Source organism: Aquimixticola soesokkakensis, from assembly GCF_900172375.1.
GTDB lineage: Bacteria > Pseudomonadota > Alphaproteobacteria > Rhodobacterales > Rhodobacteraceae > Aquimixticola > Aquimixticola soesokkakensis.
The window spans coordinates 21,010-39,352 of record NZ_FWFS01000010.1; the positions used below are offsets into that span (position 1 = coordinate 21,010).

The following is an 18,343-nucleotide window of genomic DNA, read 5'->3' on the forward strand; positions in this document are numbered from 1 at the left end:
GGTTAAAACGGGGTCGCTTGAAACAGCGCGCGGCATCCCCGCGCAGGGTGCTCGCCGGAGCGGCGCTCTGCCTGTTGTTGACAGCCTGTGCCAAGCTACCGCTGTCGCCCATCCCTGCCCCGCGCCCTGTCTCCACAACGCCCCCCCAACCCCGCCCGCAAGCGCCCAGCCGCCCCGAACGCTCCGCGACCTCGGACGCACTGGCCGCCTATTACGCGCGCGCGCAGATCAATCTGCTGGCGCAGGGATTGTTGCGCTCGGACACAGGGGCCCAGGATGCGCCCTTCACCTCATGGCAATTGGCGCGCAATTTCGAAACCATCGCCTTGAACGACGAATACACCGGCATTGGCGGTGAAATGGTGGCGCGTCAGACGGCTTCGGTGTTGAGCCGCTGGGAAGTTCCCGTCACCCTTTCGGTGGAATTCGGGGACACGGTGGGCGATGCAATGCGCAACCGCGACACAGAAACCCTGCGCGGGTTCACCGCCCGTCTGGCCCGTGTCACCGGCCATCCAATCCGCATGGGGTCCCCCGAGGCCGCGAATTTCCACGTTTTCGTGGTGAATGAAGACGAGCGCGTCGCGCTGGGTCCGCGGCTTGAGCAATTGATCCCCGGTATTTCACAAACCGCCGTGCGCACGGTGGTGAACCTGCCACGCTCCACCTATTGTGTGGTCCTTGCATCGGACCCCCAAGATGATGGGGCCTATCAGTCAGCCGTGGCGATCATTCGTGCCGAGCATCCCGATCTGATGCGCCTGTCCTGTCTGCATGAGGAAATTGCACAGGGCCTTGGCTTGGCCAATGACAGCCCCGCCGCGCGGCCCTCGATTTTCAACGATGACGAAGAATTCGCGACGCTCACCCCGATGGACGAGCAGCTGTTGCGGATGCTGTATGACCCGCGCCTCACGCCGGGCATGACCGCAGATGAGGCCCGAGCGAGCGTGAATGCAATTGCCCGTGAACTGATGGGCGAAAGCAGTTAAACAGGGCCAAACCGCCCTCTCGAACCGACCAGTCCCGCAAGGAGTAAGACCATGGGTATCTTCGATTTTCTCGCCGGTGAATTCATCGACGTCATCCATTGGACCGACGACACGCGCGACACGATGGTCTGGCGCTTCGAACGCGAAGGCCATGCGATCAAATACGGGGCGAAGCTGACCGTGCGCGAGGGCCAGACGGCCGTCTTCGTGCATGAAGGCCAGATCGCCGATGTGTTCACCCCCGGTCTCTACATGCTTGAGACCAACAACATGCCGATCCTCACGACGCTCAAACATTGGGACCACGGGTTCAAATCCCCGTTCAAATCCGAAGTCTATTTCGTCAACACCACACGGTTCAACGACCTGAAATGGGGCACGAAAAACCCGATCATGTGCCGCGACCCCGAATTTGGCGCGGTACGCTTGCGCGCCTTTGGCACCTACACGACCCGCATCACCGATGCCGCGAGATTCATGTCTGAAATCGTCGGCACCGACGGGGAATTTACCTCCGACGAGATCAGTTTCCAGATCCGCAACATCATCGTTCAGGCCTTTAGCCGGATTGTGGCCGGATCGGGGATCCCCGTGCTCGACATGGCGGCCAATACGGCCGATCTGGGCAAGCTGGTCGCGGCCGAGATCACCAAAGTTGTGGCAGATTACGGCTTGTCCATCCCCGAATTTTACATCGAAAACATCAGCCTGCCCGAAGCGGTCGAGGCCGCGATGGACAAGCGCACGTCGATGGGGATTGTTGGCAACCTCGACAACTATATGAAATTCAACGCCGCAGAGGCGATGAGCAACCCCGCCTCTGGCGTGGGGGGCGCGATGGGCGCAGGGCTTGGCGCGGGCATGGGGCTGGCAATGGCGCAGCAACAGGCGCAAAGCGGCCCTTGGGGCGCCCAGCCTGCCGCAGCTGCACCCATAGCGCCCCCCCCGCCCCCCGTCGAACATGTCTGGCACACAGCGGTGAACGGCGTGACCGAGGGGCCGTTTTCGCTGGCGACGATGGGCCAGATGGTCGCGCGCGGCACCTTGACCCGCCAAACCCATGTCTGGACCCAAGGTCAGGACGGCTGGTTGCGCGCCGAAGAGGTGAGCGAGCTTGCGCGCCTCTTCACCGTTGCGCCCCCGCCACCGCCGCCCGCGTGACCCGCCGCTGCTTTTCACCTTGCAACGGGACCCGAGCCTGATGTCTGACGATCCTTTTGATCTGCCCCGCGTCGCGCGACATGCCGATCCTGTTGTGACCACATCCGAGCCGGTGACGCAGGAATTGGTGAGTGCCGAGGGCGAGCGGCATTTTCCCTGTCCGACCTGCGGCTCGGACCTGCGGTTTTCGCCCGACACGGGCGTGATGAGCTGCGATCACTGCGGCCATAGCGAAGCCATCGACGCCCAAGCGCCCCATCCCGTGCGCGAGCTGGACTTTGCCGCTGCCATCGACCAGCTGCTGCCCGCTCAAGATGTGCAAGAGACCCGCACCACGCAGTGCCCCAATTGCGGGGCGCAGGTGGCGTTCAGCGATGACGTCCACGCCCGCGAATGCCCCTTTTGTGCAACCCCCGTCGTGGTCTCGACCGGTCTGCACCGCCAGATCAAGCCGCGCGGATTGCTGCCGTTCAAACTGGCCGAAGACGCGGCGAAAGAGGCAATGACCGACTGGCTGGGCAAGCTGTGGTTCGCGCCCAACGGTCTGGCGGAGTATGCCCGCAAAGGCCGCAAAATGCAGGGGATCTACGTCCCCTACTGGACGTTTGATGCGCAAACCCACTCCGATTACACGGGCCAGCGCGGCGATGACTATTACACCAGCCATTCGGTGGTGCGAAACGGCAAGCGCGAGACCGTGCGCAAGCGTCACACCCGCTGGTCGCGCCGGTCGGGCCGCGTGGCGCGGTTTTTTGACGATGTGCTCGTGCTTGCCTCCCATTCCTTGCCGCGCAAATATACCCAGGCGCTGGAGCCCTGGGATCTGGCCGCGCTCGAGCCCTATATTCCCGAATATCTCGCCGGTTTTCGCGCCGAATCCTACACGGTGGAAATCAAGGAGGGCTATGCGCAAGCCCGCAGCGCCATGGATGCGATGATCCTGCGCGATGTGCGCTTTGACATTGGTGGCGATCGCCAAAGGGTAGAACAGGTCACCACGCGCGTCAGTGATGTGACCTTCAAACACATCCTGCTTCCGGTCTGGCTTGCGGCCTATAAATACCGCGGCAAGACCTACCGTTTTGTGGTCAACGGCCGCACGGGCACGATTCAGGGCGAACGTCCCTATTCGGCCTGGAAGATCGCCTTTGCCGTGGTCGCAGGGGCAATTCTTGCGGCTGTCGTGGGCTATTTCATCGCGCAAAACCAATAACAGACGCAATGATGGCTTGATCGAAGCGAGCAATTTGGTATTGCCTTGGGCAAATGTTAGCGCCAACAGCCCTGCTGTGGCCATGAAAGGAAAGCAAGATGATCCTGTGCTGTGGGGAAGCCCTGATTGACATGTTGCCGCGCGTGACACCCGCTGGCGAGGCGGCCTATGCGCCCTATGCGGGCGGCGCGGTGTTCAATACGGCGATTGCCCTGGGGCGTCTGGGCGCGCGCACGGGTTTCTTTTCCGGCCTTTCTGCTGATTTCTTTGGCGACCTTTTGCGCGCGCAACTGTCTGACAGCCAAGTAGATGCAAGCCTTGCGATCATCGCGGACCGCCCCTGTACGATTGCCTATGTCAAGCTGGTCGACGGGCACGCAACTTACGCATTTTACGACGAAAATACTGCCGGACGCATGCTGACACCGGCCGATTTGCCCCCCATTCCCGAGACCGTGAGCGCGCTGTTCTTTGGCGGCATTTCCCTTCCGGTCGAGCCCTGCGGCGAAGCCTATGAGGCCTTGATGCTGCGCGAAGCGGCAACGCGCGTCACCATGATCGACCCCAATATCCGCCCCGGCTTTATTCGCGACGAGGCGCGCTATCGGGCCCGTATCGAGCGGATGCTGGGTGTCGCCGACATCGTGAAGCTGTCGGATGAGGACCTGCACTGGCTGCGCGGCGCGGGCGATATCGACACGCTGGCCAAGGACATTCTGGCGCAGGGGGCGAAACTGGTCTGTATCACCGAAGGCGCGCAGGGTGTGCGTGGTTTTCACGCAGGCGGCGTGGTCAAGGTCGCATCGACCCGCGTTGAGGTGGTCGATACGGTCGGCGCAGGCGACACGTTCAACGCAGGGCTTCTGGCCGAGTTGGACAGGCGCGGCAAGCTGGACAAAGCGGCCATCACGACCCTGACGCAGGATGATATCACCGCCGCACTGGGCTTTGGGGCGCGCGCCGCCGCAGTCACCGTCAGCCGCGCAGGGGCGAACCCGCCTTGGGCGCGCGAACTGGCCTGAGCCGATGCGGGCATTGGTTCAACGGGTCACCGAAGCCTCGGTGACGGTCGATGGCACATGCATCGGGCGCTGTGAAACGGGGCTGTTGATCCTGATCTGCGCCATGCAGGGCGACACGCCGGCCGACGGTGAAAAACTGGCCGCCAAAATCGCCAAGCTGCGTATTTTTCACGACGCGGCGGGCAAGATGAACCGCTCCCTGCTCGACATTGGCGGCAGCGCTCTGGTGGTCAGCCAGTTTACGCTGGCCGCAGATACGCGTTCGGGCAACCGTCCCGGATTTTCCGCTGCGGCACGCCCTGACACAGGCCGCGCGCTTTACGAGGGCTTCGCCAATGCGCTGGCGGCCCTTGGCCCTCGTGTCGAAACCGGCCGCTTTGGGGCCGATATGGCCGTGGCGCTGGTCAATGACGGTCCTGTGACCATCTGGCTGGACACCCAAACCTGACATAGCGGCGCGCGGACGGCTGTGCGTGCCTGTTTTTGCATCCCTAAGCCTTTGCACCTGCAGAATAATATTGATTTTATTGAGAAATATTATGCTACGGGTTGTGCGTTAAGTCATTTCCCTTATCCTGTGCCTGTCGGGCGCTGCACGGTTTTCGACCCGCAGCTCGCCCGCTGCGTGCCCAGTTGCACCCCGTTGCACCCTGTCGCGCGTCCTTGGTGCGCGTCGCGACCTGCCGCATCGCATCGCACCTCGGGCCGCACCTCGGGTCGCTCCCCTGCCGCCGGCAGGGGCCAGCAGCGCCCATCGGGGGACAGCGTGATGATTGCGGTAACATTTTCGGGAACTCCCTGCCGTGACCCCGCGTTATCCCTTCGTCCCTGCACGGCAAGACAGAGCGCCTTGACCCGCGTTCCCCGCCGCGCCCCAAGATGCGCTTCAAATCCGCGCCAGTTGGCGCCCAACGCTCGAAGATGACAGATTTAAGGATGAGAGACACAATGACCGCTCCCGATACGCTTCCCTACACCCGCATTGCCGTTATCGGCTCAGGGACGTGGGGGACGGCGCTGGCCTCTGTTCTGGCGCGTGCCGGACGCGATGTCGTGGTCTGGGGACGGCGCGTGGAAGTGGTCGATGCCATCGGTCAGGGCACCCATCCCGCGCTTGAAGGCATTGCCCTGCCCCATGGCATCAAAGCCACCGCATCGCTGGAAACCGCGCTGGATGGCGCGGAGGCGGTGCTGATGGTCACCCCCTCGCAGACCCTGCGTGACATGGCCGCCCAGATGCGGCCACATTTGGGCAAAGCCGTTCCCGTCGCGCTGTGTGCCAAGGGAATCGAGCGCGGCACGGGGCTTTTGCTGTCCGAAGTTGTCCAGCAGGAACTGCCCGACCATCCGGTCGGCGCAATTTCGGGCCCCACCTTCGCGCGCGAGACGGCGCTTGGCTATCCGACGGCGGCGACCGTTGCCTTTCCCTTTACCTTCGACGACCGCCTCAACCCGAACGCCTCGCCTGCCGCGCGCATGGCCGTGACGCTGGGCGGGCCGGAATTTCGCCCCTATGTCAGCGACGACCTTGTGGGCGTCGAAGTGGGCGGCGCGGTGAAAAACGTGATCGCCATTGCCTGCGGCATGATGTCGGGCGCAGGCTTTGCCGAGAACACCCGCGCCGCGCTCATCACCCGCGGCATGGACGAGATGAAAACCCTTGCAGAGGCGCTTGGCGGGCGGCGCGAAACCGTCACCGGCCTTGCCGGAGCGGGCGATCTGACCCTGACCTGTTCATCCGAAACCTCGCGCAACATGAAGCTGGGCAAACAGCTTGGCGCCGGCATCGCGCGCGGCGAATGTTTCGACGGTCTGCCGGTGGTGGTCGAAGGGGAAACCAACGCGGTTTCTGTCTGCGACCTTGCCGCGCGTGTCGGTGTCAGCATGCCGATCTGCGAGACGGTGAACGCCATTTTGCATCACGGCGCGGATCTCAAGCAGGGCTTTCGGGACCTGTGGTCCGCCCCCATCGAGGGCGAGCCGCGCACCCTTGAAATCATGCTCGCGCAACCCGCGAGTTAACCTCACCCAAACGGGAGACATATTTTGACCCTTACCGACACCGAGACGGCCACCCGCCCCGTGTCAGACGCGAAATTCGTGCTGGCCACCGATCTGGACGGCACGTTTCTGGGCGGCAGCGATGCCGACCGCAAAACGCTTTACGACTGGATCGAAGCCAACCGTGACACGGTCGGGCTGATCTTTGTCACCGGACGCGATCCCGAATTTCTGATGCGCATGTGCGCGGCGGGCGAAATGCCTTGGCCCGAATATGCGGTCTGCGATGTGGGCACGTCCATCACCCAGATGTCGCGCACGCGCGGCGTTGTGCCCATCGTCCCGCTCGAAGAAGACATTGCCCGTCGCTGGAATGACGCCGGTCCCCATATCCGCGAAGCGCTCGACGGTCATCCGGGGCTGACCCTGCAACCCACCGAGTTTCGCTATCGTGTGAGCTACGATCTCGACATGGCGAAATTCGACCCGAGCGCCCATGAGAAAATGGCTGATCTGGGCTATGACACGCTGATTTCGGACGACCGCTTTTTCGATGTCCTGCCCAAAGGCGTGTCCAAAGGTCCCTCGATCCGCCGCCTAGTGCAACACCTCGGGATCGAGGAATCCCGCGTGCTGTGCGCAGGCGATACGATGAACGACCTGTCGATGCTGGCCTGTGGCCTCAATGCCGTGGCTGTGGGCGGCTCCGAGCAGCCCCTGCTCGACAAGCTGCGCGATGTGGACACGGTCTATCGCGCCAGCGCAATCGGTGCTGCCGGCATTCTCGAGGCCATCGACGCGCTCAATCTTCATGAAACGTCGAAAGGAGCCTGATATGTCTTCCGATCTGGTTATTGTGTACCACCGCCAACCCTACGAAGAAGTGCAAAACGACGATGGCACTGTGTCCTACGTCGAAAACAAAAGCCCCAATGGCATCGTGCCCACGCTGAAAAGCTTTTTCGGGCGCTTTGACAAAGGCGCCTGGGTCGCGTGGAAAGAGGCCGAGGATACCTCCAACCCCGGCTTTGAGCGGGTCATCGAAATCGAGGACCGCTACGGCAAATATTCCGTCAGCCGCCTGCCGCTTACCGCTGAACAGGTCAAAAGCTTTTACCATGTGACCTCCAAGGAAGCCTTCTGGCCGATCCTGCATTCCTTCAAAGAACGCTACAACTACGACCCTGTCGATTGGCCGACCTTTCGCGAAGTGAACTGGAACTTTGCAGAAGCCGCCGCCGCCGAGGCTGCGGAGGGCGCAAACGTCTGGGTGCACGACTACAACCTTTGGCTGGTGCCGGGGTACCTGCGCCAGATGCGCCCCGACCTGAAGATCAGTTTCTTCCACCACACCCCCTTCCCCGCAGCCGATACGTTCAACGTCCTGCCCTGGCGCAAGGAAATCGTGCAGTCGCTGCTGGCCTGCGACATCATCGGCTTTCACATCCCGCGGTATGCTGCGAATTTTGTGCAGGTCGCGCGCTCGCTTTTCGATGTGGAAACCTCCAAGCGCGAAAAGGTCATCCCCGAATTTGCCTCCGAAGTGACAGCCCTGTCGGAACGCACCCAACCGGTGGAAATCAGCTTTGAAGGGCGCAAGATCGTCATCTCCTCCTCGCCCGTGGGTGTCGATGTCGACTACATCGACAAGCTGGCCCGTTCCGAGAAAAAGCAGGAACGCGTGAAGGCCCTCAAAGAGGACTTCAAGGACGAACAGTTGATCCTTTCCGTGGGCCGTACCGATTACACCAAAGGATCGATCGAGCAGCTTCTGAGCTACGAGCGCCTGCTGGAAAACCACAAGGAATTGCGCGGCAAGGTCCGCCTGCTGCACGTCTCCGTGCCCGCCAATGCCAATATGACCGCCTATCAGGAAATTCAGGAAGCCATCGAAAGTATTGCCGGGCGCATCAACGGGCGCTTCGGCTCGCTGGAATGGCAACCGCTGGCGCTGATTTCGCGACCGATCCCCTTTGAGGACCTGATTGCCTATTATCGCGTGGCCGATGTGGCGTGGATCACACCGCTGGCCGATGGCATGAACCTTGTGGCCAAGGAATATGTCGCCTCGCGCATTGATGATGACGGGGTGCTTGTCCTGTCGGAATTCGCCGGTGCGGCTGTCGAAATGGGCTCGGCGGTTCTGGTGAACCCCTTTTCCAACAAGTCGATGGACAGCGGCATCTTCTCGGCGCTCAACATGCCCGGAGAAGAACGCAAAGCCCGCATGGAAGCCCTGCGCGGGGTGGTGGCCAAATATGACATCCGCTACTGGGCCGAGTCCCAGATGGCTCTGTTTGGCAGCCCCAAAGCCGCCCCGAGTCCCCAGAGCACCCAAGGGACGGCCCCCGAAATCGCCTAGCATCCTGACAGGCGTATATCCTGACAGGCACACGAAGATCCCAGGTGAAAGGCGGCTCCCCGGAGTCGCCTTTTTGCCATGGCGCCCCCATAGCTGCATTTTCGCAAAACCGGCCTGCTCTTGTGGTTGCGCGGGTGCGGCGGTAGCGTTTCGACATTCGCCCGTCTTTAAACGCTCTCCCTCGCAAGGCGCCCCCATGTCCGAAGTCATTCTCTTGCTTGCAATCGCGGCGTTCATCGTCGGCATGTCCAAAGGGGGGCTCGCCTCGGCTGGCACTTTGGCCGTTCCGCTCGTGGCCCTGGCCATGGACCCGCTGACGGCGGCGGCCCTGTTGTTGCCGGTCTATCTGGTATCGGATGCGGTGGGGGTCTGGCTCTATCGGCGCGAATACTCGCTGCCCAACCTCAAACTACTGATCCCCGCAGGCTTTGTCGGCGTGATCATCGCGACCCTGTTGGAACCGGTCTTGCCCGTGGCGTTGTTCACTCTTGCAACCGGCCTGATCGGCCTGTCCTACCTGTTTCGCGACTGGGTGTTGCCGCGGCTGCGCCGCTCCGAGACGCCCCCCGCCCCCATGGGGCGCGCTGCAGGGATGTTCTGGGGCACGGTGACGGGCATCACGTCGTTCATCTCCCATTCCGGCGCGCCGCCGTTCCAGACCTATGTTCTGCCGCAACGCTTGCCCAAAATGGTTTTTGCAGGCACGACGACGATCTGTTTCGCCGCGATCAACCTTGCAAAAGTGCCCGCTTACTGGGGTTTGGGCCTGATGAACGGGCTGAACTGGCCATTGATCGGCGCCTTGTCAATCGCCGCCATCGCGGGGACATTTGCCGGACGCTGGCTGTCAAAGATCCTGCCCGACCATATTTATCTCGCCGCGATCAAAGTGTTTTTGCTGCTGCTGTCGATTGAATTGACATGGAAAGGCCTTAGCGGTCTTTTGTGACCCCCTCAGCGCCGCGCGCGCGGATCGCGTCAATTTCTGCAGCAATCAAAATGATATAGGCTGAAAGCCACAGCCACATCAACAGGACGACGACACCGGCAATCGAGCCGAAACTTTCGTTGTAGCTGCCGAAATTCGACACGTAATAGGCAAAAAGCGCCGATCCGACGACCCAGCCGACCGCCCCCGTGACGGTGCCCACGGTAATCCCGTAAAAGCCGCGATGTTCCATCGGGTGCGCGCGATCAGGACCAAAACGAAACAGGATCGACAGGCCCAAAGCGGTAAAGGCCAGCATCAGCGCGAGATTTCCCAGCGACACCAGCGTTTCGGTGAGACTGCCGAAATTGAACACCGATAGCAGAATCGGCACCAAGGTCGTCGACAACAGGCCCAACAACAGGCCAAAGATCACAGCCGCCGTCAACGCAAGGCGGGTGAACATCAGCACCACAAAGCCGCGATTTTCCGTGCGATGAAAAACGATATTGAGGCCCTGGATCAGGCTTTGGACCCCTTTTGACGCGGAATACATCGCCAAGGCCAGCGACACCGCCAGTGCAAAACTCAGCCCCGCCGCGTCGCTGCCTGCGACTGCGGTGGCCTGATCGTGGATGATCGAGGCGGCTTGGGGCGGGATGAAATTGGTCGCGCCCTGCATCAATTCGTTGACGCGTGCAGGGTCCATGACCAACCCTGCAACGGCCAGAAGCGCCGAAAGAGCCGGAAAGATTGAAAGCAAAGCGTAAAAGGCGACACCGGCGGCGACCAGCGACACGCGGTCTTGCGATAGCGCCTCCCAAAGCGTAACAGCCTGATTTTTTACAGTTTTAACACGAGAAAAGAGAGGGGAGCGCTGAGAGGACATGGGGGCCTTTTGCATATTTGAGGTGTCAAAGAACACCGCTTCGACAGACCAACGCCCCACGCGGCTGTGATGTTCCGCCCCCAAAGCAAAAGGCCCGCGCAACCGGCACGGGCCTTGGGGTTTGAGTGCGACGCTCTGCGCCTCAGGCGTTCCACGCGCGGCGGGTGCCGTCGATTTCGACCAATGTGGGCAGGCCGATGTCATCGAGAATGGTGAAGAACGGCTTGGGGTCCAGTTCCTCAACGTTTTTCATCGTGCCCGCGTCCCACGTGCCATTGGCCACCAGCATCGCGGCGGCCACGGGGGGCACGCCTGCGGTGTAGCTGATGCCTTGGCTGCCGGTTTCCAGATAAGCCTCTTTGTGGTCGGCAACATTGTAGACGAAAACCTCGACCTCCTTGCCGTCCTTGGTGCCTTTCACCAGATCGCCGATGCAGGTTTTGCCCACGTAATCGGGCGCAAGGCTGGCAGGATCGGGCAGAACCGCTTTCACAACCTTGAGCGGCACAACTTCCAGCCCCTCCGCGGTGGTCACCGGCTGTTCGGACAAAAGCCCGAGGTTTTTCAACACGGTAAAGACGTTGATGTAGTGATCGCCAAAGCCCATCCAGAACCGAACATCGGCCTGCGGGTAATTCGCGGACAGCGAATGCACCTCGTCATGGCCCGACTGATAGGCCTTTTGCTTGCCCACGACGGGCAGATCCCATTCGCGACCAGAGGCAAACATCGTGGTTTCTTTCCACTGCTGGTCTTCCCAGTAATAGACCACGCCGGTGAATTCGCGAAAGTTGATTTCGGGGTCGAAATTGGTCGAGAACCAGCGCCCGTGGGAACCTGCGTTGATGTCCACGATGTCGATGGATGTGACCTCATCCATGAATTCATCAATGGCAAAGCGCGCAAAGGCGTTCACCACCCCCGGATCAAAGCCCGCGCCCAAAATAGCCGTCACGCCCTTTTGCGCGCAAAGATCGCGCTTTTTCCACTCGTAATTGGCGTACCACGGCGGGGTTTCGCAAATCTTTTCAGGGTCTTCGTGGATTGCGGTGTCGATATAGGCCGCCCCTGTTTCGATGCAGGCATCCAGCACAGTCATGTTTACAAACGCGGTGCCGACGTTAATCACGATCTGCGCCCCCGTGTCGCGGATCAGCGCGGCCACGGCGGCACTATCCATCGCGTCCACGGCATGGGATTTGAACACGCCGTCCTGTTTCATCGCGTTTTTCTCGCGGACCGTCTCAAGGATCGCATCGCATTTGGCAACGGTCCGGCTGGCGATATGCAAATCCCCCAGCACATCGTTGTTTTGCGCGCATTTATGCGCCACGACCTGAGCGACGCCGCCTGCGCCGATGATAAGAACATTGCGTTTCATGTATCCCAAGGACCCCCTTTGGTTGGTCGGAGTGACGTTTACGACAGGGCTGCCGCAAAGTCGGTGTAATCAAAATCGCGCACAAGGCGCTCGGTGCCGTCGAGTTCACGCAGGACGATGGCGGGCATTTTGACACCGTTGAACCAGTTTTTCTTGACCATCGTGTAGCCCGCAGCGTCCTGGATCGACAGGCGGTCTCCCACTTTTAGCGGCGCGGGAAAGCGGTATTCGCCGAAAATATCGCCCGCCAGACAGGATTTCCCGCAGACCATCCATTCCTGATCGCCGCTTTCGATCATCTTGGCATTTTCGCGGTAGATCAGCAAATCGAGCATATGCGCCTCGATCGAACTATCCACAATGGCAAGGTTCTTGCCGTTGTTCAGCGTGTCGAGAACGCTCACTTCCAGCGTCGTCGATTGGGTGATCGCCGCTTCACCCGGTTCAAGGTAGACCTGCACCTCGTTTTCACCTGCAAAGCGTTTGAGCCGCTCGGCAAGCTTGTCGAGCGGGTAGCCCGCGCCGGTGAAATGAATGCCCCCGCCCAGTGAAATCCACGACATGCGGCGGATCAGCGCCCCGAAACGCGCCTCGATCGCGCCAAGCATCGCATCAAACCGCTCGAAATCGCCGTTCTCGCAGTTGTTGTGAAACATAAAGCCGGAAATCAGATCGGCGACGGGTTCGATGCTTTCGGGCGTATGCTCGCCCAGCCGCGAGAAGGGCCGCGCAGGGTCGGCCAGATCGAAACTTGAGGTCGACACACCGGGATTGACCCGAAGACCGCGCGTGTGGCCGTTTGACTGCGCCTCGAAGCGCTGCAACTGGCCGGCGGTGTTGAAAATGACCTTATCGGCATTGGCGAGCATTTCATCGATCTCGTGATCGGCCCAGGCCACGGAATAGGCATGGGTTTCGCCTTTGAACTTTTCACGCCCCAGCTTGACCTCGTAGAGCGACGAAGAGGTCGTGCCGTCCATATACTGGTCCATGAAATCGAAAACGCCCCATGTCGCAAAGCATTTCAGCGCCAAAAGGGCCTTTGCCCCCGATGCCTCGCGCAGATGGGCGATCTTTTCCATGTTGGGCAGCAACCGCGCTTTGTCGATGAGGTAATAAGGCGTCTGGATCATCGGGTTCGCTCCGGTTTTGGGGGCGGCAAGGACTGCGCGTTGCCGCTGAAATAGGGCCAAGCCCCCAGCGGATCAAGTCAAACCAGAAAGCGGTGACAGCCGTGTGACGCTTTGCAAGTCGCGCGGCGTCTAGGGCCGCGTGCGGCGTGACAGCGCCAGTGTCGCGGGAATGATCATCGCCACCAGGACCGCCAGCACGCCAAAGGACACCCGCAACGACGAGACCTGCGCGATCATGCCCATGCTCGACGGGCCGACGAAGAACCCCAAAAATCCGACCATCCAGGCCCGCGACATTGCCCGCGCGCGCAGATCGCGTCGCACGCATTGCCCCAGCAGCGAGTTTCCCGTCGGCACCACCACCGCCAGCCCTGCGGCGATGACCGCAATGCCGATCAGCGCGGCCGTTTGCCCCTGCGCACTGGCCACCAGCACAAGGCCAAGGGTCGCAAATGCCGCCGAAATCAGGATCATCCGCCCCAGGCCAAGCCGCGCCGTCGCAGATTGCCCCGCCAGACGGCCCAGAGCCATCACCAACCCCAGCATGGCCGGGCCAAAGCCCCCCTCACCCGCAGGCGCGCCAAGTTCGCGTTCGATGAACAGGGCCGACCAGCTTTCGGTGGAGTTTTCCCCCGTGAACGCGGCAAAAAAGATAAAGCCCGCGATCAGCACCGTCCCCCAGGGCAAGCGCGCGCTGTGGGTGTCTTCTTCGTCGGCGGTGGGCACGCGCCAGCCGCGCCCCTCATAGGAAGAGGCGACCAGGAAAGCCACCAGAACGGCGAGCGAGGGCAGGATGACGTCAGGCCCGAACCCCGCCTTGCGCAGCAGCCCGCCACTCAGGGCGGCCACGCCAAACCCTGCCGAATACATCGCGTGGCTGACGTTTTGCAGGTGCATCCCGCTCAGCTCTTCGAGGTTGGAAATGCGGATATTGGCGGAAATATCAAGCATGGCGAAACTTGCCCCGATGCAAAGCATCGCCAGAAACAACAGCCCCACAGACTGGGCAAACAGTGGCGTGAGCATGGCGAGAACGGCAAAAATGCCGACCACGGGCAGCACTTTGGAGCCAAGCTTTTGCGACACTTTGGGGGCCAGCGCCATGGAGATCATGCCCCCGCAGGCCGAGCCAAGCAGCGCCACGCCAAATTCCGCATCCGACGCCCCTGCCTGCAGCTTGATATCGGGCACCAAGGCGGCAAAAACGCCCCAATAGGCCCCAAGCGCAGCCAAACAGGCCGCTGGCGCGCGCGCATGGCGCAGCGATTGACTCATCGACGACATTTTCCGGATCTCCTGCCCTTGCGCGCTGTGCACCGCGCCTCCCTCAAACGCCAAAGCGCTTTGGGGCACGCTAACAAGCTGGCCCCGCTGCGCAAGACTTCTTTGCAAGGCGCGCGTCCACAGATTTGCAACAGCGCTGTGCCACGCTGCGCAAACCCGCGCGAGAAAAACCTTCCCTTTGCGCAGATTCTGCCCTATACGCGCGACCTCATGCGGACATACAGCCTTGGAGGATGTCCGCCCTTTTTGATGGAGAATACCACTATGGCAAATGAGATTCCTGATCTCGTCGCCTCGGAACGGACGGGTACCGGCAAGGGCGCCGCTCGTCAGGCACGTCGCGACGGCCTCGTTCCCGGCATCGTTTACGGCGGCGGCGAAGAGCCCGTTGCAATCAACATCCCCTTCAACGTCCTGTTGAAGCGCCTCAAGCAAGGCCGCTTCCTCGCGACCCTGTTCAACCTCAAGGTTGAAGGCCGCGACGACGTGCGCGTGATCTGCCGCGGCGTTCAGCGCGATGTCGTGAAAGACCTGCCCACGCACGTCGATTTCATGCGTCTGCGCCGCACCTCGCGCATCAACCTGTTCGTTCCCGTTGAAGTCACCGGCGCTGATGTCGCTCCTGGCATCAAAAAAGGCGGCGTTGTGACCCACGTGCGCAACGAAATCGAACTGATGGTGACTGCGGGCGATATCCCCGAGCACATCATCCTCGACATTTCCAAAGGCAACATGGGCGATGTGTTCCACATCTCCGACATCGTGCTGCCCGAAGGTGTGAAACCTGTGATCGAGCGTGACTTCGTCATCGCCAACATCGCAGCGCCTGCCGGCCTCGTGGCCTCGGGCGACGAAGAAGAAGACGCAGCAGCAGACGCCGAATAAGACCGGCAGCTTTTGCAGTGCGATCGAACGCAGGCCCTCGCAATGGGGCCTGCGTTTTCCTTTGCACGCAGGCGATGTGCTTGGCACATCTGCGCTGCCCCGCTAAAACGGCTTCAGCAAAAAGGAGCGCCCCATGCGACTGTTCACAGGCCTCGGCAACCCCGGTGCGAAATACGCAGGCAACCGTCACAACATCGGCTTTATGGCGCTGGACCGCATCGCTGAGGATCACGGGTTTTCGCCCTGGCGCGCCAAATTCCAGGGCGAGACCTGCGAAGGCCGTTTGGGCGGCGACAAGGTGATCCTGCTCAAACCGGCGACCTTCATGAACCTGTCGGGCCAGTCGGTGAGCGAGGCGCTGCGGTTTTACAAACTCACCCCCGCCGATCTGACCGTGTTTCACGACGAACTCGACCTTGCGCCTGCAAAAGTGCGGGTCAAACAGGGCGGGGGTCATGCGGGGCACAACGGCTTGCGCTCGATCCAGCAGCACATCGGTCCCGATTATGAACGGGTGCGGATGGGCATCGGCCACCCCGGTCACAAGGACCGCGTTGCAACCTATGTTTTGCAGGATTTTGCCAAGTCCGAGGCCGATTGGCTCGACGATGTGCTTCGCGGATGTTCGAAAGGTGCAAGTGCCCTTGCCGATGGCGACGCCGCAAAATTCATGAATGCCATCGGATTGCAAGTCAATCCGCCCCGCTCGTCAGGCGGCACACAGGGGCCCGCGACAAGCCCGCGCATTGCCCTGACCGCCAAGCCCAGCCCCAAGAAAGCGCCCCAAACGGCAGCCTCCCCCGCCCAAGACCCCCGCAGCGCGCTGCAAAAACTGGCCGATAAATTCAAGTAAACGGCCCCGCCAAAGACATTTAAAAAGCCCCGCAGCAATCCTGCGGGGCTTTTTGCAACGTGACACGATCCCTGTCGGGGTCAGTCGATGGAGCGCCCTTCGGACTCGCCCATGTCCTGACCGAGATGCTTGGCGACCGTGTAGATATCCTTGTCGCCGCGCCCGCACATGTTCATCACCAGGATATGGTCGGATGGCAAGGTCGGCGCCAGTTTCATCACATGCGCGAGCGCATGCGAGGGTTCGAGCGCGGGAATGATGCCTTCGGTGCGGCAGGAGAACTGGAAGGCTTCCAGCGCCTCCTTGTCGGTGATCGAAACGTATTTCGCGCGCCCCGTATCGTGCAACCACGCGTGCTCGGGCCCGATGCCGGGATAGTCGAGGCCAGCCGAAATCGAAAAGCCTTCAAGGATCTGCCCGTCGTCATCCTGCAGCAGGTAGGTACGGTTGCCATGCAGCACCCCCGGACGACCGCCCGTCAGCGACGCGCAATGTTCCATTTTCGCGTTCACCCCTTTGCCACCCGCTTCGACCCCGATGATATTCACCGAAGGATCGTCAAGGAAAGGATGGAACAGGCCGATGGCGTTCGACCCGCCGCCGATGGCCGCAACCAGTGTGTCGGGCAGACGCCCCTCGCCCTCTTGCTCGGGCAGTTGCCAGCGGACTTCCTTGCCGATGATCGACTGGAAATCGCGCACCATGGCCGGATAGGGGTGCGGGCCTGCGGCCGTACCAATGCAGTAGAACGTGTCACGCACATTGGTCACCCAATCGCGCATCGCATCGTTCATCGCATCCTTGAGCGTCCCGCGACCGGAGGTCACAGGCACCACTTCCGCGCCAAGAAGGCGCATGCGAAACACGTTGGGCTGTTGGCGCTCGACATCATGCGCGCCCATATAAACCACACATTTCAAACCGAATTTCGCGCAAACCGTTGCCGTCGCGACGCCATGCTGCCCCGCACCGGTTTCCGCAATAATGCGCGTTTTGCCCATGCGGCGCGCCAGAATGATCTGGCCCAGCACGTTGTTGATTTTATGCGCGCCCGTGTGATTCAACTCGTCGCGCTTGAGATAAATCTTGGCACCCCCGAGTTCCTCGGTCATGCGCGACGCGAAATACAGCGGGCTGGGACGACCGACGTAGTGTTTCCACAGATCGTCCATTTCGGCCCAGAATGTGTCGTCGGTTTTGGCTTTTTCGTATTCGGCTTCGAGCGCCAGAATGAGCGGCATCAGGGTTTCGGAGACAAAACGTCCGCCAAAATCGCCAAACCGCCCCTGCTCATTGGGGCCGGACATGAAAGAGTTGAAAAGATCGTTCATCAGGCAAACCTCCTCACGGGTTGTCGCTGGTGTAGCCTATGGCTTGGGGGCGGTAAAGTGCGCGCCAATCGGTCTTTGGACCGGCTAAGAACCGGCCCCCTATGCGCGGCGGATGGCATCGCAAAACGCACGGATTTTCGCGGCGTCCTTGACGCCCGCGGCGCTTTCGACGCCAGAGGACACATCGACCTGCTTGGCACCGGTAAGGCGAATGGCCTCGACAACATTGTCCGGCGCAAGCCCACCGGCCAGCATCCACGGCGCGTTCCAGCCGCGTTTCGCAATCAGGCGCCAGTCAAAAGACACGCCATTCCCGCCGGGCAAATCCGCATCTTTGGGGGCCTTGGCATCGACGAGGATCTGGTTGGCGACCGCGCCGTAACGATCCAGCGCCGGCACGTCCGCGCTGCTGGCCACGCCGACCGCCTTCATCACCGGCAAGCCGTAGCGCGCGCGAATCTCGGCCACGCGTTCGGGGGTTTCGTGACCGTGCAACTGCAACATATCAAGCGGGACGGCGGCGTTGATGGCATCCAGGCTGGCATCGTCGGCATTCACCACCAACGCCACTTTCATCACACCGGGCGGCACATCGATGGCAAGGTCATGCGCCTGCGCGATCGAGACGTTGCGCGGGGATTTGGCAAAGAACACAAAGCCCAGGTAATTGGCCCCTGCCCCCACGGCGGCGGCCACGGATTCAGGCGTGTTCAAGCCACAGATCTTGATACGGGTGTCCATTGGGGCCTCACATGTTGGGTCGCTTATCTGGCGCCACAAAAGCAGATGGGTGCGCGCCGCGAAAGCCCACACCCATCACATTGCGAAAATGTCGCGCCCGAGGCAGCGGGGCGGTTGCGCGCCTATGCGTCGGTACTGCGCGCGCAGGTCATGCGCAGATCAGGCGC

General features: G+C 61.3%; 17 protein-coding genes. 11 read left to right on the top strand and 6 right to left on the bottom strand.

Annotated features, from left to right (window positions below; genetic code table 11):
• The first annotated feature begins 17 nt into the window (after positions 1-17).
• The 9 genes from AQS8620_RS12930 to AQS8620_RS12970 all read left to right on the top strand — a co-directional run bounded on the left by AQS8620_RS12930 (position 18) and on the right by AQS8620_RS12970 (position 9,700).
• Complete coding sequence (locus AQS8620_RS12930) at positions 18-992, top strand: DUF2927 domain-containing protein (protein WP_234990486.1); 975 nt, start codon at positions 18-20, stop codon at positions 990-992.
• 51 nt (positions 993-1,043) lie between these two features.
• The gene (locus tag AQS8620_RS12935) at positions 1,044-2,153 is read left to right on the top strand and encodes an SPFH domain-containing protein (protein ID WP_085837334.1); all 1,110 of its coding nucleotides are present in this window, start codon (positions 1,044-1,046) and stop codon (positions 2,151-2,153) included.
• 40 nt (positions 2,154-2,193) lie between these two features.
• The gene (locus AQS8620_RS12940) at positions 2,194-3,366 is read left to right on the top strand and encodes a TFIIB-type zinc finger domain-containing protein (RefSeq protein WP_234990487.1); all 1,173 of its coding nucleotides are present in this window, start codon (positions 2,194-2,196) and stop codon (positions 3,364-3,366) included.
• Between the two features lie 98 nt (positions 3,367-3,464).
• On the top strand, positions 3,465-4,388 hold the full coding sequence (locus AQS8620_RS12945) for a carbohydrate kinase family protein (RefSeq protein WP_085837335.1): 924 nt from the start codon (positions 3,465-3,467) through the stop codon (positions 4,386-4,388).
• Positions 4,389-4,392: 4 nt separating this feature from the next.
• Positions 4,393-4,836: a D-aminoacyl-tRNA deacylase gene (gene dtd / locus AQS8620_RS12950; RefSeq protein WP_085837336.1), complete on the top strand. Its 444-nt coding sequence runs from the start codon at positions 4,393-4,395 to the stop codon at positions 4,834-4,836.
• Between the two features lie 500 nt (positions 4,837-5,336).
• A complete protein-coding gene (locus AQS8620_RS12955) occupies positions 5,337-6,410 on the top strand; it encodes an NAD(P)H-dependent glycerol-3-phosphate dehydrogenase (RefSeq protein ID WP_234990488.1) in 1,074 nt (357 codons plus the stop codon).
• Positions 6,411-6,434: 24 nt separating this feature from the next.
• Positions 6,435-7,223, top strand: coding sequence for an HAD-IIB family hydrolase (locus tag AQS8620_RS12960; protein WP_085837338.1), 789 nt, complete (start codon positions 6,435-6,437; stop codon positions 7,221-7,223).
• A gap of 1 nt (position 7,224) precedes the next feature.
• Positions 7,225-8,751 carry a glucosylglycerol-phosphate synthase gene (gene ggpS / locus AQS8620_RS12965; RefSeq protein WP_085837339.1) on the top strand — a complete coding sequence of 509 codons (1,527 nt, stop codon included), beginning with the start codon at positions 7,225-7,227 and terminating at the stop codon, positions 8,749-8,751.
• Between the two features lie 196 nt (positions 8,752-8,947).
• Positions 8,948-9,700 (top strand): sulfite exporter TauE/SafE family protein, encoded by a 753-nt coding sequence (locus tag AQS8620_RS12970; RefSeq protein WP_085837340.1) that lies wholly within the window; start codon positions 8,948-8,950, stop codon positions 9,698-9,700.
• Here AQS8620_RS12970 and AQS8620_RS12975 read toward each other — a convergent pair.
• From AQS8620_RS12975 to AQS8620_RS12990, 4 genes are all read right to left on the bottom strand, one after another.
• Positions 9,684-10,772: a YihY/virulence factor BrkB family protein gene (locus tag AQS8620_RS12975; protein WP_085837341.1), complete on the bottom strand. Its 1,089-nt coding sequence runs from the start codon at positions 10,770-10,772 to the stop codon at positions 9,684-9,686. The genes AQS8620_RS12970 and AQS8620_RS12975 overlap by 17 nt on opposite strands.
• The gene (locus tag AQS8620_RS12980) at positions 10,711-11,949 is read right to left on the bottom strand and encodes a saccharopine dehydrogenase family protein (RefSeq protein WP_085837342.1); all 1,239 of its coding nucleotides are present in this window, start codon (positions 11,947-11,949) and stop codon (positions 10,711-10,713) included. Before AQS8620_RS12980 ends, AQS8620_RS12975 begins: the two co-directional genes overlap by 62 nt.
• 38 nt (positions 11,950-11,987) lie before the next feature.
• Complete coding sequence (locus tag AQS8620_RS12985; protein WP_085837602.1) at positions 11,988-13,079, bottom strand: carboxynorspermidine decarboxylase; 1,092 nt, start codon at positions 13,077-13,079, stop codon at positions 11,988-11,990.
• A gap of 132 nt (positions 13,080-13,211) precedes the next feature.
• Complete coding sequence (locus AQS8620_RS12990) at positions 13,212-14,366, bottom strand: MFS transporter (protein WP_143267523.1); 1,155 nt, start codon at positions 14,364-14,366, stop codon at positions 13,212-13,214.
• 264 nt (positions 14,367-14,630) lie between these two features.
• On the opposite strand from AQS8620_RS12990, the gene AQS8620_RS12995 reads away from it, so the two are divergent.
• Both AQS8620_RS12995 and pth read left to right on the top strand, forming a co-directional pair.
• Positions 14,631-15,251, top strand: coding sequence for a 50S ribosomal protein L25/general stress protein Ctc (locus AQS8620_RS12995; RefSeq protein WP_085837603.1), 621 nt, complete (start codon positions 14,631-14,633; stop codon positions 15,249-15,251).
• Positions 15,252-15,384: 133 nt separating this feature from the next.
• Positions 15,385-16,104 carry an aminoacyl-tRNA hydrolase gene (gene pth, locus AQS8620_RS13000; RefSeq protein WP_085837344.1) on the top strand — a complete coding sequence of 240 codons (720 nt, stop codon included), beginning with the start codon at positions 15,385-15,387 and terminating at the stop codon, positions 16,102-16,104.
• Between the two features lie 80 nt (positions 16,105-16,184).
• Here the strand turns inward: pth and trpB are convergent, their stop codons facing one another.
• Together trpB and AQS8620_RS13010 are read right to left on the bottom strand one after the other, a co-directional pair.
• Positions 16,185-17,438, bottom strand: coding sequence for a tryptophan synthase subunit beta (gene trpB, locus AQS8620_RS13005; RefSeq protein WP_143267524.1), 1,254 nt, complete (start codon positions 17,436-17,438; stop codon positions 16,185-16,187).
• Positions 17,439-17,534: 96 nt separating this feature from the next.
• Complete coding sequence (locus tag AQS8620_RS13010) at positions 17,535-18,176, bottom strand: phosphoribosylanthranilate isomerase (RefSeq protein ID WP_085837346.1); 642 nt, start codon at positions 18,174-18,176, stop codon at positions 17,535-17,537.
• Positions 18,177-18,343 lie beyond the last annotated feature (167 nt).